A 14062-nucleotide genomic window follows, 5' to 3' on the forward strand; every position below is an offset into this window, starting at 1 on the left:
AATTCCTTGTTGGATGTCCTATTCCTTACCAGCGCAGCAGGCGATGAGTCGGTGGTTACGAAGGATAACGGCCCGCCCAAACGGGAACCCCTTGCTGGCGTAGCAAGTGCGTTGTTTCAAATAGTGGCAGCCCAACAACAGCGGAGTGGCTACCCTGAATATGTTCAATAAAGATGGCGGCTAAACCTTGAATTGCATAGCCTCCCGCCTTATCGGCTGGCTCTCCCGTCAACCAATAGCAGGCGATCTCTTCTGCTGTTAACTCGCGCATGGTGACATTCGTGGTCACACAGCTGGAGAGTATACCCAGCGGCCCGCTTACTGCTACTGCCGTCAGTACCTGATGGGTGCGACCTGAGAGCATGCTCAGCATATCAGCGGCATGCTGCTGATCATTAGGCTTGCCTAAGATCGTGTTATCAATGACCACTGCCGTATCGGACCCTAGCACGGGAAGCGAAGTTTTCCCCATCGCCGCTTGCGCTTTTGCCACCGCTAGCCGTTCAACATAGGCCTGGGGCGACTCATTGCCGTGGGGCGTTTCATCAATATCGCTAGGCATAACACAGACAGGGACGCCGATTGAGGCAAGCAGCGCCTGGCGTCTTGGAGACGCCGATGCCAAACACAGCGCGGGCGTCACCGTTGGCTTAGCGCCCCTTATCGGCGCGTCATCATGTTCACGCATTGGCAATCCGCCGCTCAATGGCTTTAAACATAGTAGAGAGCCACGGCCATAAGAACGCGCTGACCAGTGAAGGGATCAGGAAAGAGAGATGGATAGAGAAATCCCCTGTTAGCGTTCGCAGCCACTGCTCAATCAACTGCACCAAGCCGAGTAGCACAAGAACCAGCACCGACTGCTGCACTAACGAATAAGCGCGAAATCTTGGGTATACCAGGGCGGCTAAAAACGCCAGTAACGATAAGATTAATGCATGCTGACCCAGTGCGGTGCCCTCAATGAGATCCATCAGTAGACCAAACACAAAGCCATGGAAAACCCCGACGCGGTCTGGGGCGCGCATGCACCAATAGATGAGCATGAGCCCAATCCATTCTGGGCGAAACACCTGCCAGCCGTCGGCTAGCGGCATCACCTGTAAACAGAGTGCAAAGATTAGACTTAGCCAGACGACTGCCAGGGGCACTATCGGCGCACGCGCCATTAGCGTTCCTCCTGCACGACTGGGGGAGTTGGCTGCTGCCCAAGCCGCTGAGCAGCATGTAGCGCTTCGGCAGAAATATCCATGGACTCATCCCAAATAGAGGCATCTAACTCTTCACGAGGGGGCGGAAAGAGCAGTAGAAAATGGCGCGAGCGCTGAAGCTGCGCTGAAGGCTCAGCCACCACCCGTGCAAACGGCTGGCCCGGGTCGTGATACACCTCAGTGACGCGCGCCACGGGGTAGCCAGGCGGAAAACGTCCGGCCAACCCAGAGGTCGTTAGCAGGTCACCTTCTCGAATATCCGCGGTGTCAGGCACATGAAGAACGTTCACACTGCCATAGCGCCCTGTGCCCTGAACAATAAAGCGCAGCCCATTACGATTGACCTGAACCGGTAGCGCATGACTTGCATCGGCTAGCAGCAGCACTCGGCTAGAGTACGCTGAGACCGCTGTGATTTGCCCTACCAAACCAGAGGCATCAATAACCGGCTGGCCCACATAGGCACCGTTGCGGTGCCCACGCCCCACCACCATCTGATGGCTAAAAGGGTCGTTATCCAGCGAAAGCAGCTCTGCCGTGATATAGGGAATATCACGGCGCTCAGCGGCACTAAGCAGGTTACGAAGCTCAGTGTTCTCAGCCGTTAGATTGGCAAGGCGCTGGCCACGATGGGAAAGCGTTAGGATTTGTTCGCGCAAACGGCGGTTTTCGTCCACCAGCGCCTGCTGATCGGAGAGCGCAAGCGCGCCCCAATTCAGTAAGTCACTAGGCACACTCACCACCCACTGTATGGGCGCAACAACCATGGTCATCTGGGCGCGAACGTCTTCCATGCGAGTAAAACGATGGTCGACAAACATCAAAGCGCTTGCCGCCAGCACACAGAAGAACAGCCGGTAACCGGGTAACGGCCCGTGTGAGAACAGCGGTTTAATAGGCAATCCCCCGCGTTAAACCGCTGCGATTAGTCGCTCGACAGTAACTCAAAGGTATGCTGGTCAATCATTTCCAGCGCCTTACCGCCACCACGCGCAACGCAGGTCAGCGGGTCTTCAGCCACGATGACCGGCAAGCCTGTCTCTTCAGCAATCAGCTTGTCCAGGTCACGCAGCAGCGCGCCACCGCCGGTAAGCACGAGGCCGCGCTCAGCGATATCGGACGCTAATTCGGGCGGAGACTGCTCAAGCGCGCTCTTAACGGCGGCGACAATAGAGCCGAGCGTTTCCTGCAGCGCTTCGAGAATCTCGTGAGAGTTCAGCGTGAAGCTACGCGGAATGCCTTCTGCCAAGTTGCGACCACGCACGTCAATTTCGCGCAGCTCGCCACCGGGGTAGGCACAGCCAATCTCTTCTTTGATGCGCTCGGCGGTCGCTTCACCAATCAAGCTGCCATAGTGGCGGCGCACGTACGCGGTGATCGCCTCATCAAAACGGTCACCGCCTACGCGGATAGATTCTGAGTAAACAACGCCGTTGAGCGAGATAATCGCAATTTCAGTGGTACCACCACCGATATCCACGACCATGGAGCCTTGCGCCTCTTCGACCGGCAGCCCTGCGCCAATCGCAGCCGCCATCGGCTCTTCGATCAGAAACACTTCACGGGCACCCGCCCCTTCAGCGGACTCACGAATCGCACGACGCTCCACCTGGGTGGACATGCACGGTACGCATACCAGAACCCGTGGGCTCGGCGTCAGGAAGGTGCTTTGGTGCACTTTACGAATAAAGTGCTGAAGCATCTGCTCGGTAACGGTGAAATCAGCAATCACGCCATCTTTCATCGGGCGAATCGCCGTAATGTTACCAGGCGTGCGGCCGAGCATACGTTTAGCATCGGCACCTACCGACGCCACGCTGCGCATATTGCCAGATTGACGAATGGCGACCACGGACGGTTCATCGAGCACGATGCCACGACCGCGTACATAAATCAGTGTGTTGGCCGTACCCAAGTCGATCGACAGATCGCTGGAAAACAGCCCCCTCAAACGTTTGAACATGGATGTTGTTACCTAGTGCAGACCGGGAACCCTGTGCGGATGCAAACGGTATCACCGCAACCCCTTGGCAGCAAGCACGAGTCGCGCCTGATAGTGCCTGAAGGGGGCATTATGTGGTACCTTTTGCGGCTATTTTCCACGTCTGCTCCACAAGACGAATTTAAGATGACTGTATGTATACCGCTGAAAGCGGAATATGTTCCATCACGTTTGCGAGGAAACCTCGATCATGGCGCTTGAAGAATCTCATGTGCGCCGGGCCGCACACTTGGCCCGACTCGCCGTTAGCGATGACCAAGCCAGTGGCTTTGTCGACGATCTAAGCCGCATCCTGGACATGGTCGACCAGCTACAAAGCCTGGACACCGACGGCGTTGCCCCGCTTGCCCACCCCCTAGACGCTACCCAGCGCCTACGTGCCGATGAAGTCACGGAAACGAACCAGCGCGACGCTTTCCAGCGCTGTGCTCCGGCAGTGGAAAACGGCCTTTATTTGGTGCCACGCGTGGTTGAATAACTCCATCGCACCGCTCGTTTCTGCTTCTTTTAATCGCCCCTGAACGGAGCTTCTGGGTTATGCATGATAAAACCGTAACGCAGCTCGCCGCCGCTTTAAAAAGCGGTGAACTCTCTAGCCGAGAGCTGACTTCCCATTTTTTACAGCGCATTGAGAAAGCCGATGGCTCGCTCAATAGCTTTATTACAGTGACCGCTGAACAGGCCCTCAGCGAAGCGGAAGCGGCCGATAAGGCCCGTGCCGACGGCAAAGCGGGCAAACTCACCGGCATTCCGCTCGCCCTCAAAGATATTTTTTGTACCCAAGGCGTTAAAACCAGCTGTGGCTCAAAGATGCTCGATAATTTTATCGCGCCCTATAACGCTACTGTGGTGGAAAAACTGCGCGCCGCTGGCACCATTAGCCTAGGCAAAACTAATATGGACGAGTTCGCCATGGGCTCCTCCAATGAAAACAGCCATTACGGCGCGGTTAAAAACCCGTGGGACCTCTCCGCCGTTCCTGGCGGTAGCTCCGGCGGCAGCGCAGCGGCAGTGGCAGCGGGGCTTGTGCCTGCGGCGATGGGCACCGACACCGGCGGCTCCATTCGCCAGCCAGCGGCGTTCTGCGGCATTACCGGCCTAAAGCCCACCTACGGGCGCGTTTCTCGCTACGGCATCATTGCTTACGCTTCAAGCCTGGACCAGGCAGGCCCCATGGCGCGCACCGCTGAAGATTGTGCGCACCTGCTGAATGTGATTGCCGGTCACGATGTTCGCGACTCCACTAGCGTCGCCCGTGGCGTACCGGACTACACCGAGACCCTGAACGCGCCGCTCTCCGGGCTTAAAATCGGCCTGCCGAAAGAGTACTTTGGCGACGGTTTAGACCCGGAAGTAGAAAAAGCCGTGCATGACGCGGTGAAAGTCTATGAGTCGCTGGGTGCCACGGTGCGCGAAGTGAGCCTGCCGCATACGCACTACGCGATTCCCGCTTATTACGTCATCGCCCCTGCCGAGGCTTCCTCTAACCTGTCGCGCTACGACGGCGTGCGCTTTGGCCATCGTTGCGATGCTCCTGCAGACTTGATCGACCTCTACACTCGTTCGCGAGCGGAAGGCTTCGGTGAAGAGGTGAAGCGCCGTATTCTGATTGGCACGCATACGCTATCGGAAGGCTTCTTCGACGCTTATTACACCAAAGCGCAGAAAGTGCGCCGCCTGATTCGTCAAGATTTCCTCGACGCCTTTGAGGATGTCGATGTACTGATGGGCCCCGCCTCTCCCACGCCGGCCTTTGACCTCGGCGCGAAGAAAGACCCGGTTTCCATGTACCTGCAGGATATCTACACCATTGCGGTTAACCTGGCGGGTATTCCTGGCATCAGCGTTCCCGCAGGTTTTGCAGGCGGCCGTCCGGTAGGCTTACAGATTTTGGGCACTCACTTTGCAGAAGCGCAGCTGCTCAACGTCGCGCACCAGTTCCAGCAAGCCACCGACTGGCACCTTCAACTGCCTGCCTTTGCCGAGGAGAACGCCTAATGCAATGGGAAACCGTGATTGGGCTGGAAGTTCACGTTCAGCTCGCAACGCGCTCTAAAATTTTTTCCGGTGCCTCCACCGCGTTTGGCGCCGAACCAAATACCCAGGCCTGTGCCGTTGATTTGGGCCTGCCGGGCGTCCTGCCGGTACTTAATGAGCAGGCCGTGGCCATGGCGGTTCAGTTTGGCTTGGCCGTCCATGCTGAGATTCCTGAAGTCTCGATCTTTGATCGTAAAAACTACTTCTACCCGGATCTTCCCAAGGGTTACCAAACCAGCCAGATGTACCACCCCATTGTGGGTGCTGGTGACGTTGAGATTACCTTGGATGACGACACCACCAAACGGATTCGCATCCACCACGCCCATCTGGAAGAGGACGCAGGCAAGTCGCTGCACGAAGATTTCCAGGGCATGACCGGCATTGACTTGAACCGGGCAGGCACGCCGCTGTTAGAGATCGTTTCTGAGCCAGATATGCGCAGCGCGAAAGAAGCGGCCGCCTATCTCAAAGCGATCCACTCCATCGTCACCTATCTGGGCATTTCCGACGGCAACATGGCCGAAGGCTCGATGCGCTGCGACGTCAACGTGTCAGTACGCCCTAAAGGGCAAGAGGCATTTGGCACTCGCGCCGAAATTAAAAACGTTAACTCGTTCCGCTTTGTGGAGCGCGCCATTGCGTTTGAAGTCGAGCGTCAGATTGAGCTGATTGAAGACGGCGGTAAAGTGGTTCAAGAAACCCGCCTGTTTGATCCAGAGCGCGACGAAACCCGCAGCATGCGCACCAAGGAAGAAGCCAACGACTACCGTTACTTCCCCTGCCCCGACCTGCTACCGGTGGTGCTGGATCAAGCCTACTTAGACCACCTGCGCAGCCAACTGCCGGAGCTGCCCGCCGATAAACGCGCTCGCTTCCAGAATGAGCTGGGGCTGTCGGCTTACGACGCTAATGTGCTATCGGCCAGCCGTGAAATGGCGGAGTTTTTCGAGGAAGTACACCGGGTATGTGGCGACGCCAAGCAGGCGGCCAACTGGGTACAGGGCGAGCTTTCCGGCGCGCTGAACCGCGAGAATCTCAGCATTCAAAATAGCCCCGTGTCAGCCCAACAGCTTGGCGAACTCATCAGTCGCGTGCTGGATGACACCATTAACGGTAAAGCCGCTAAGCAGGTGTTCCAAGCGCTATGGAATGGCCAGGGCGAGAGCGCGGATGCCGTTATCGAAGCCAAAGGCTTAAAGCAGGTGACCGACACTGGCGCGATTGAAGCGATGATCGATCAGGTCATCGCAGAGAGCCCAGCCCAGGTAGCGCAGTACCGTGACTCTGAGCCTGAAAAGCGCGGCAAGATGATTGGCTACTTCGTGGGCCAAGTGATGAAAGCATCCCGCGGCACCGCTAACCCACAGCAGGTAAACGGTGTGCTGAAAGAGAAGCTGGATGCCCTGCTGTAAGAGGACTTGCTATAAAAGGCCCTGCTATAAGAGGCCCTGCTATAAATAGCCAGTGCATCATCGTGTGAAGAGCGGCTGCTTCGGCAGCCGCTTTTTTTATGCCGTTAAACCAGCTGGCTGGGCTGGGTAAAACGCTTTAGCTGTGCGCAGCCCGCTGCCCACACGTCCGCTTCAAGTTCGGCAATCGCCGCCGTAGGAAACCCCAACCCCTGGCTTGGCGCCCCCTCAACCAGCAAACCCGCCAAATCACCCACTAGCGGCATATGGCTGACCAGCATAATCGGTGCTTCATCATTGTGATGTATCAACCACTCGCTAACATCCGCCGCTATATCCTCTGGGGTAATGAACGATAGGGTTTGCAGTGGTGCGCCCAGCGCATCGCTAATGCGCTGGGCGGTCTGCTGAGCACGCACATAGGGGCTCGCATACAACGTTGGCAACGTAAGCTCACCTTGCTCGACACGCTGCGCCAGCCAGCGCGCCATCGCCTCCACTTCCTGCTCTCCGCGAGACGTCAGTGGCCGCGCATGGTCAGGAAATCCAGGTGCTGCTTCACCGTGGCGCATAATCAACACATGGTTCATCTCACTATCTGCTTCACGTTTCATACTGCTTTGCATGCCAACGTCCTCTGGCTAATCATCTACCTAGCGTTATTGTATTCAGTCTTGTTGTGCTTGATCACGATGCGCCTGCTGGACCGCTTCGCGGGGCAGAATAAACTCCACATCGCTACTCTGCTCGCCCATCATCAGCGTACGCGCCATCTCCTGGGCAGGCACCCCGTCAAACAGCACGCGGTTTAAACCTTCGGCTAACGGCATGTAAACGCCCATCTCGCGAGCCTTAGCACACACGAGCTTCACCGTATTAACCCCTTCCGCCACTTGCCCAAGGGCTTCCACCGCTTCTTCTAAATTCCGCCCCTCTCCAAGCGCGTAGCCGACTCGGTAGTTGCGCGACAGGTTAGAAGAGCAGGTCACAATCAAATCGCCCACTCCCGCCAACCCCAAAAACGTCATCGGGTTTGCCCCTTGGGCAACGGCAAAACGGCTCATCTCGGCCAGTGCTCGGGTCATCAGCATGCTCCGGGTGTTCTCACCCATGCCTAACGCCGCCGCCATCCCTGCGGCAATGGCATAAATATTTTTTAGCGCGCCCCCCAGCTCAACGCCGTGGCGGTCGTTACTGGCATAAACGCGAAAGTAGCGGCAGCCTAGCGCCTGTTGCACTCGTGTGCGCGTTAAGGCGTCGGCGCTGGCAATCACCGTGGCGGTCAGCTGCTTATCGGCAATTTCAGACGCCAAGTTAGGCCCGGCAATGACACCAATGTGAGGGAAACCGGTTTCTTGCTCCAATACTTGGCTCATGAGCATGAAGCTATCCTGCTCAATGCCCTTCGTTGTACTGACCAGAATTTGCTCAGGCCGCAGCCAAGGCTTCGCCGCTTGAACAACGCTGCGAAAAGCTTTGGACGGAATAGCAATGAGCACCAACTCAGCGCCTGCCAGCGCCGTTGCCAAATCAGAAGAGGCAACGACCGCTGGATTGATAGCGTAATCAGGCAAGTAACGTCCATTACGATGCTCTTGATTAATTTGCGCCACCAACGCTTCGTCACGCATCCACTGGCGCACAGCGGCACCGTTATCTGCTGCAATACTGGCAAGCGCGGTACCAAAGCTGCCGCCTCCCAGCACCGCGACTTTTATCTGCTGTTCATCCGCCATGGCAATATCCTGATCGTTAATCTCATACGTTGGGCGATTACTTTATCACTAACCGTCCAAAAACAAGCGGCCCGCTTGGAAAGCCAAGCGGGCCGCGTCTACGTCACCGGCAGTACTTAGGCCGTGAGTACGCTATTAAGACGCTTCACATAGGCCGCCGGGTCATCCAGCTGCCCACCCTCTGCAATGATCGCCTGATCCAACAGGATATGCGCCAGTTGGCCAAACATATCGCCTTCGCTGCTCTCTAGGCGCGCGACCAGCGCGTGATCCGGGTTCAGCTCAAGGATAGGCTTCACTTCGGGCATTTTCTGACCAGCGGCTTCCATAATGCGGCGCATCTGGTAGCCCATCTCGTGCTCCGGCAGTACGACACAGGCAGGCGAGTCGGTAAGACGGTGAGTGATTTTCACTTCTTGAACGCCATCGCTCAGCGCTTCTTTAACGCGCTTCACTAGGGCTTCTTTCGCCTTCGCGGTCTCTTCTTGAGCTTTCTTCTCAGCTTCGTCTTCTACATCGCCAAGATCCAAGTCGCCCTTGGCCACGTCAGCAAACGACTTACCGTCAAACTCGGTCAAATGGCTCATCAGCCACTCGTCGATGCGGTCAGAGAGCAGCAGCACCTCAATGCCTTTCTTGCGGAAGATCTCCAGATGCGGGCTGTTTTTCGCTGCGTTGAAGCTATCCGCCACCACGTAGTAAATCTTCTTCTGGCCCTCTTTCATCCGCTCGATGTAATCGGCCAGCGAGTGCTCTTGCGTCGCACTATCGGTGTGGGTGGAAGCAAACCGTAACAGTCCTGCTACTTTTTCACGGTTGGCGAAATCTTCACCCGGCCCCTCTTTCAGCACGCTACCAAACGTGTTCCAGAACGTTTGGTACTGCTCGCTCTCTTTGGATAGCTTCTTAAGCATATCCAACGCACGCTTGGTCAACGCCCCTTTGATCTTGTCGACTTTGGGATCCTGCTGCAGCAACTCGCGGGAAACGTTCAGCGACAGATCGCGGGTATCCAGCACGCCTTTAATAAAGCGCAGGTAGAGCGGCAGGAACTGTTCGGCATCGTCCATAATAAAGACGCGTTGAACATACAATTTCACACCGCGAGAGCCGTCACGCTCAAACATATCAAACGGGGCGCGGCCTGGCACATACAGCAGGCTGGTGTAGTCCAGCTTGCCCTCTACCTTGTTGTGGCTCCAGGTTAACGGGTCGCTGAAGTCGTGGGCGACGTGCTTATAAAACGCTTTGTACTCGTCATCCGTTACCTCACTTTTCGGACGTGCCCACAGCGCAGTAGCTTCGTTAACCGTTTCCCAGGTGGTGACTTCGCTACCTTCAATATCGTTGCCTTCATCGTCTTTCGCCGTTTCTGTCTTCGGCATGCAAACGGGCACTTCGATATGGTCAGAGTACTTGCGTACTAAGCCTTGCAGGCGGTAGTCATCGGCAAACTCTTTAGCATCCTCTTTCAGATGCAGCGTGATTTCAGTGCCATGCACCTCACGCTCGATATCAGCAACAGTAAACTCGCCTTCGCCTTTAGAGCGCCACTCAACGCCTTCAGCAGCAGCGGTGCCCGCTTTACGGGTACGCACGGCTACTTCATCGGCCACAATAAAGCCTGAATAGAAACCAACCCCGAACTGGCCGATGAGCTTGGCGTCTTTTTGCTGCTCGCCGGAGAGCTGCTTTAAGAACTCTGCGGTGCCGGAGCGCGCAATCGTCCCCAGGTTGGCGATGACGTCTTCCCGGTTCATGCCAATGCCGTTATCCCGCAGGGTAATGGTGTTGGCATCGCGGTCATGTTCGATTTCGATACGCAGCTCGCTATCGCCTTCGTACAAGGCATCGTTGTCGAGTGCGGCATAGCGCAGTTTGTCGCAGGCATCCGCGGCGTTGGAAATCAACTCGCGTAAGAAAATCTCCCGGTTGGAGTACAGGGAGTGGATCATCAGGTTCAGGAGCTGCTTAACTTCCGTTTGAAAGCCAAGAGTTTCTTCGTGGGTCGCAGTCGTCATGCGCTTAGCCCTCATTGATCACGTGTGCTTAGCGCCCCTGCCCTTCGGCAGGGGCGGAAAAGGTGGTGAACTCAATATGGGGATAAGCGAAGGGATTTCAAGAAGGTGTATGCGAAGAAGCGGCGTTTGACTCAGCAGCATATTTCCAGGCGCGGTAGTCGGCCAGCTGTGCATCGACACGATTGAGCAACCAGCCCACAATCAATACATCATCAACGACGCCAAGCAGTACCAGATAGTCTGGAATTAAATCAAACGGCATCACCAAATACGCTAAGGCCAACGCCATAGTGCCGAACGCTGACCAAGGAATAGGCCTAAAGTTGCCCCGCAGCACATCTCGGGTCATGGGTAAAAAGAGTTTCAGCGCACGGGCAATACGCTTAATCGCCCAAGCGCGCGTTTTCAGTCGACGAAATAACCACCAAGTGGATAATCGTGCCATCGTAATTGAATCCTCCAAGTGTCACGATTGTCTGAACACTATTTGTCCGCATAGTTCACTTGTCCGTATAGTTCACTATTGCGTCTTTGACCCTACCAGCGAGCAAGAGGGAGTGCCATGCCGGCTACGCCATTTCGTTCTACCCTTCGCACCCTGTGCGCAGCGGTTATTATCGGCTTACCCGCAGGAGCGTGGGCGGCCTCCGATGACGCCATGCGTGATGCACTTGAAGCCGCACGCCAACAGCAGTGGCAGCAAATCGACGAACGCGCCATTGAAGGGCATATTCTCAGCGGCTACGTGGAGTATCACCGTTTACGCAACCAGCTCCCCAACGTCGCAGCCAGCCAGGTGCTTCAATTTATTGACCAGCACGCCGACTCCCCCCTCTCAGAGTGGATGCGCGGCCAAGCCATTGCCAACTATGGCTATGCAGGACGCTACGGCGATCTACTCACCGTTGCCGATGGCGAGCCTTCTGGCACAGCGCGCCAGTGCTACTACTACACTGCGCTCCTCGACCGCGAGCCAGAACAATCACGCAGTGCGGGCTTAGCACTGTGGCGGGTGGGCAGTTCCCAGCCTGATGCCTGCGACACGCTGTTTAACCGCCTTCGTGCCGATGGCACTATCAACGCCACGGCCATCTGGGAGCGTAAGATGCTGGCTTGGCAGGCGGGTGAGACGCGCCTAAGCAGCTATTTAGGCGGGCTGCTAAGCGGCCAATGGCAAACCGCGTTGGATACGGTAGAGAGGGTTAACGCTAACCCGAGCAATATCACCTCTGCACCAGCGTGCTTAGGCCCAGAGTGCGCTGCCACTGCCGCTTTTTATCAGGCGGCCATGCAACGTTTCACAAGGGAGGATACCCCCGCCGCCTTTGCCGCTTGGCAGCAAATAGCATCGGGTTTAAACCTAACCTCTCAAGACCGCCAAGCCATAGAAGAGGAGTTGGCGTTCTACGCGTTAGTGCGGGAAGTGCCCGGCACAATGGGCTGGGTCGATAGTGTCCTGCCCTCTTTAGAGAGTGAGCGAGTGCTAGAGCTGCGGGTGCGTCGCGCCCTAGCAGACCGCCAGTGGACCGATGTCGTGCACTGGATTGCTGAAATGCCTGCCAGCCAGCAAGAGAGCAGCCGCTGGCAGTACTGGCTGGGGCGTGCCAACGAACAGCTTGGCAACCGTGAAGCGGCCATCGCCCGCTACCAACAGGCAGCCACTGACCGTAGCTTCTACGGCTTTGCCGCCGCCGATAAAATCAATCAGCCTTACCGGCTTAACCACGAACGCAATCACTTCGATGAGGCGACCCGTGAACAGACCGCACGCTTACCCGTAGTGCAGCGTACCGAGGCGCTGCTGCGTATTGGCGAAGACGGGTTAGCCAACAGCGAATGGCTCCATGCCGTCCAAACAGGAACGCCCCAGCAAGCCCGCGCGCTTGCCGACTACGCCGCCCACCAGCAGTGGCACGCCCGCTTAGTACAAACCACGATTGCGGGCGAAATGTGGGACGCGCTTGAGTGGCGCTTCCCCCCCGCTTATCGCGATAGCTTTATGCAGTGGGGCAGCCAAACCGGCGTTGACCCCTTCCTACTGATGGCCATCACCCGCCGAGAAAGCGCTTATAACCCGGTCGCCCTCTCCCCAGCAGGTGCGCGAGGCTTAATGCAGTTAATGCCTGGCACTGCCGCGCAGGTGAGCCGCCAGCTGGGTCTTAACGACCCCGGGCCTTACGGCGTACTGGAGCCTGAGCTAAACATTCGTTTAGGTAGCACTTATTTGCGCGATAAGCTCAACCGTTACCAGGGCAACCGTTTAGCGGCCACCGCAGCCTATAACGCAGGACCTGGACGCGTTGACCAGTGGCTAGGCAGTAACAGCATGGAGTCGTTTGATTTGTTCGTGGAAAGCATTCCGTTTCGCGAAACCCGCGACTACGTTCAAGCAGTGCTGAGTTACCGCGTCATTTTTGAGAGCCTGGCCAATGGTGGCAGCAGCGAAGGTGTATCGCTGCTGAATGACAGCGAACAAGCCATACGTTATGACCGAGCGCTTGTTCGCCGCTGATACAATCCGCACTTAAACCACGCCCGGTTATACCGGGCGTTGCTCAAGCGCCAGACGGACACCAAACACGACCAACACCGCCCCCGTGGCCGCATTTAAGGTTTGTGCAAAGCGCGCGCTTGCCAGCCACTTACTTGCGCCTCCCACCATCAGCACCACACTAATCTGCCAAATATTGGCAATCACAAAGTGCACGCCTGCTAACCAAAGGGATTTGATTAGCGCAGGGTCGGTGGGCGCAATAAACTGCGGCAAAAACGCCATATAGAAAATCACGGTTTTAGGGTTGAGCACATTCGAAAGTAGCCCCTCTTTGATCGGCTGCCAGAGCGGCACTGGCTGGGTCTCTTTCATTACGCCCTTCACTGGCAGTGGCGTTCCTCGGCGGGCGGCTAGCAAGCTAGTCACGCCTAGCCAAATCAGATATGCCGCCCCTGCCAGCTTCAGCATATTAAACGCCCAAGCCGACTGCAGCAGAATAAATGAGATACCCAGCGCCGAGACAGTGGCATGCACGAACAAGCCGCAGCAGATCGCCACACTCGTGGCTACTCCATCGCGTATCCCACCCCGCGCCGTGTTACGGATCACTAACAGTGTGTCCACGCCAGGGCTTATCGATAGCAGCGTAATGGCCACCAAGAAGGGAATAAACTGTGCATCGATAAGGTTGAGTTCCATCATGGGCAGGGCTCGCTGAGGTATAAAGAATCTTAACTACGTCACTGGACGAGTTGGCTATTTGCTTCTAATGTGAATTTGGCGGGTAGGCACTCAGCCACCTGCCCAATCATTAAGCATGTTAAGGATATGAACGATGGCAACTGGTACTGTCAAGTGGTTCAACGACACCAAAGGTTACGGCTTCATCTCTCCCGATGATGGCGGTGACGATCTCTTTGCCCACTTTTCCGAAATTCAAGCTGAAGGTTTTAAGACCCTGCAAGATGGTCAAAAAGTCAGCTTTGAGGTGACTCAGGGTAAAAAAGGCCTTCAGGCTTCCAACATTCGTGCTGCCTAAACAGCGCTGAATAAATAAAGGCCCGCCAAAGGCGTAATGCCAGTCAGTTAAGAGTTTCATCAATGAACTGACAATGCGATATTCCGGTATCAGTGACTCTCTGATACCGG

General features: G+C 56.3%; 14 protein-coding genes. 5 read left to right on the forward strand and 9 right to left on the reverse strand.

Annotated elements, in window-relative coordinates; all coding sequences use genetic code 11:
• Positions 1-55: 55 nt before the first annotated feature.
• Genes R0J87_RS12065 through R0J87_RS12080 form a run of 4 tightly spaced genes read right to left on the reverse strand, consistent with a single transcriptional unit; the run spans position 56 to position 3174 of the window.
• Positions 56-688, reverse strand: a complete 633-nt coding sequence (locus tag R0J87_RS12065) for a Maf family protein (RefSeq protein WP_404342175.1) — start codon at positions 686-688, stop codon at positions 56-58.
• A complete protein-coding gene (gene mreD, locus R0J87_RS12070; RefSeq protein WP_404342177.1) occupies positions 681-1169 on the reverse strand; it encodes a rod shape-determining protein MreD in 489 nt (162 codons plus the stop codon). Before mreD ends, R0J87_RS12065 begins: the two co-directional genes overlap by 8 nt.
• Entirely contained in the window at positions 1169-2113 is a 945-nt protein-coding gene (gene mreC / locus R0J87_RS12075) for a rod shape-determining protein MreC (RefSeq protein WP_404342179.1), read from the reverse strand. The genes mreD and mreC overlap by 1 nt, the downstream gene beginning before the upstream one ends.
• Before the next feature lie 23 nt (positions 2114-2136).
• Positions 2137-3174 carry a rod shape-determining protein gene (locus R0J87_RS12080; protein ID WP_018915723.1) on the reverse strand — a complete coding sequence of 346 codons (1038 nt, stop codon included), beginning with the start codon at positions 3172-3174 and terminating at the stop codon, positions 2137-2139.
• Between the two features lie 229 nt (positions 3175-3403).
• On the opposite strand from R0J87_RS12080, the gene gatC reads away from it, so the two are divergent.
• From gatC to gatB, 3 genes are read left to right on the forward strand one after another with little or no spacing between them, the layout of a single operon-like run.
• Positions 3404-3691 carry an Asp-tRNA(Asn)/Glu-tRNA(Gln) amidotransferase subunit GatC gene (gene gatC / locus R0J87_RS12085; RefSeq protein WP_083005849.1) on the forward strand — a complete coding sequence of 96 codons (288 nt, stop codon included), beginning with the start codon at positions 3404-3406 and terminating at the stop codon, positions 3689-3691.
• 59 nt (positions 3692-3750) lie between these two features.
• Positions 3751-5211: an Asp-tRNA(Asn)/Glu-tRNA(Gln) amidotransferase subunit GatA gene (gene gatA / locus R0J87_RS12090; RefSeq protein ID WP_498886367.1), complete on the forward strand. Its 1461-nt coding sequence runs from the start codon at positions 3751-3753 to the stop codon at positions 5209-5211.
• Positions 5211-6665: an Asp-tRNA(Asn)/Glu-tRNA(Gln) amidotransferase subunit GatB gene (gene gatB, locus R0J87_RS12095; RefSeq protein ID WP_404342184.1), complete on the forward strand. Its 1455-nt coding sequence runs from the start codon at positions 5211-5213 to the stop codon at positions 6663-6665. The genes gatA and gatB overlap by 1 nt, the downstream gene beginning before the upstream one ends.
• Positions 6666-6769: 104 nt before the next feature.
• Here the strand turns inward: gatB and sixA are convergent, their stop codons facing one another.
• From sixA to R0J87_RS12115, 4 genes are all read right to left on the reverse strand, one after another.
• The gene (gene sixA / locus R0J87_RS12100; protein WP_404346041.1) at positions 6770-7252 is read right to left on the reverse strand and encodes a phosphohistidine phosphatase SixA; all 483 of its coding nucleotides are present in this window, start codon (positions 7250-7252) and stop codon (positions 6770-6772) included.
• A 78-nt stretch (positions 7253-7330) separates the two neighbouring features.
• Positions 7331-8398, reverse strand: a complete 1068-nt coding sequence (locus tag R0J87_RS12105; protein ID WP_404342186.1) for an NAD(P)H-dependent glycerol-3-phosphate dehydrogenase — start codon at positions 8396-8398, stop codon at positions 7331-7333.
• A gap of 116 nt (positions 8399-8514) precedes the next feature.
• On the reverse strand, positions 8515-10419 hold the full coding sequence (gene htpG / locus R0J87_RS12110; protein ID WP_498886368.1) for a molecular chaperone HtpG: 1905 nt from the start codon (positions 10417-10419) through the stop codon (positions 8515-8517).
• 97 nt (positions 10420-10516) lie between these two features.
• Positions 10517-10864, reverse strand: a complete 348-nt coding sequence (locus tag R0J87_RS12115; RefSeq protein WP_498886369.1) for a YkvA family protein — start codon at positions 10862-10864, stop codon at positions 10517-10519.
• A 117-nt stretch (positions 10865-10981) separates the two neighbouring features.
• Here R0J87_RS12115 and R0J87_RS12120 point away from each other — a divergent pair, with 117 nt between their 5' ends.
• Positions 10982-12931, forward strand: a complete 1950-nt coding sequence (locus tag R0J87_RS12120; RefSeq protein ID WP_498886371.1) for a transglycosylase SLT domain-containing protein — start codon at positions 10982-10984, stop codon at positions 12929-12931.
• Positions 12932-12958: 27 nt separating this feature from the next.
• Here R0J87_RS12120 and R0J87_RS12125 read toward each other — a convergent pair whose 3' ends face one another.
• On the reverse strand, positions 12959-13615 hold the full coding sequence (locus tag R0J87_RS12125) for a LysE family translocator (RefSeq protein ID WP_498886372.1): 657 nt from the start codon (positions 13613-13615) through the stop codon (positions 12959-12961).
• 133 nt (positions 13616-13748) lie between these two features.
• Between R0J87_RS12125 and R0J87_RS12130 the strand changes: the two genes are divergently transcribed.
• Positions 13749-13952 carry a cold-shock protein gene (locus R0J87_RS12130; RefSeq protein WP_404463263.1) on the forward strand — a complete coding sequence of 68 codons (204 nt, stop codon included), beginning with the start codon at positions 13749-13751 and terminating at the stop codon, positions 13950-13952.
• The last annotated feature ends 110 nt before the right edge of the window (positions 13953-14062 follow it).

The organism is Halomonas sp. SIMBA_159, from assembly GCF_046536035.1.
Lineage (GTDB): Bacteria > Pseudomonadota > Gammaproteobacteria > Pseudomonadales > Halomonadaceae > Vreelandella > Vreelandella venusta_A.

What these genes read in the sequence shown, in the direction of transcription:
- mreD (WP_404342177.1), bottom strand. Translation starts at nt 1,169, where the DNA reads ATGGCGCGTGCGCCGATAGTGCCCCTGGCAGTCGTCTGGCTAAGTCTA.
- R0J87_RS12065 (WP_404342175.1), bottom strand. Translation starts at nt 688, where the DNA reads ATGCGTGAACATGATGACGCGCCGATAAGGGGCGCTAAGCCAACGGTG.
- R0J87_RS12080 (WP_018915723.1), bottom strand. Translation starts at nt 3,174, where the DNA reads ATGTTCAAACGTTTGAGGGGGCTGTTTTCCAGCGATCTGTCGATCGAC.
- gatC (WP_083005849.1), top strand. Translation starts at nt 3,404, where the DNA reads ATGGCGCTTGAAGAATCTCATGTGCGCCGGGCCGCACACTTGGCCCGA.
- R0J87_RS12130 (WP_404463263.1), top strand. Translation starts at nt 13,749, where the DNA reads ATGGCAACTGGTACTGTCAAGTGGTTCAACGACACCAAAGGTTACGGC.
- gatB (WP_404342184.1), top strand. Translation starts at nt 5,211, where the DNA reads ATGCAATGGGAAACCGTGATTGGGCTGGAAGTTCACGTTCAGCTCGCA.
- R0J87_RS12120 (WP_498886371.1), top strand. Translation starts at nt 10,982, where the DNA reads ATGCCGGCTACGCCATTTCGTTCTACCCTTCGCACCCTGTGCGCAGCG.
- R0J87_RS12105 (WP_404342186.1), bottom strand. Translation starts at nt 8,398, where the DNA reads ATGGCGGATGAACAGCAGATAAAAGTCGCGGTGCTGGGAGGCGGCAGC.
- sixA (WP_404346041.1), bottom strand. Translation starts at nt 7,252, where the DNA reads ATGAACCATGTGTTGATTATGCGCCACGGTGAAGCAGCACCTGGATTT.
- R0J87_RS12115 (WP_498886369.1), bottom strand. Translation starts at nt 10,864, where the DNA reads ATGGCACGATTATCCACTTGGTGGTTATTTCGTCGACTGAAAACGCGC.
- gatA (WP_498886367.1), top strand. Translation starts at nt 3,751, where the DNA reads ATGCATGATAAAACCGTAACGCAGCTCGCCGCCGCTTTAAAAAGCGGT.
- R0J87_RS12125 (WP_498886372.1), bottom strand. Translation starts at nt 13,615, where the DNA reads ATGATGGAACTCAACCTTATCGATGCACAGTTTATTCCCTTCTTGGTG.
- htpG (WP_498886368.1), bottom strand. Translation starts at nt 10,419, where the DNA reads ATGACGACTGCGACCCACGAAGAAACTCTTGGCTTTCAAACGGAAGTT.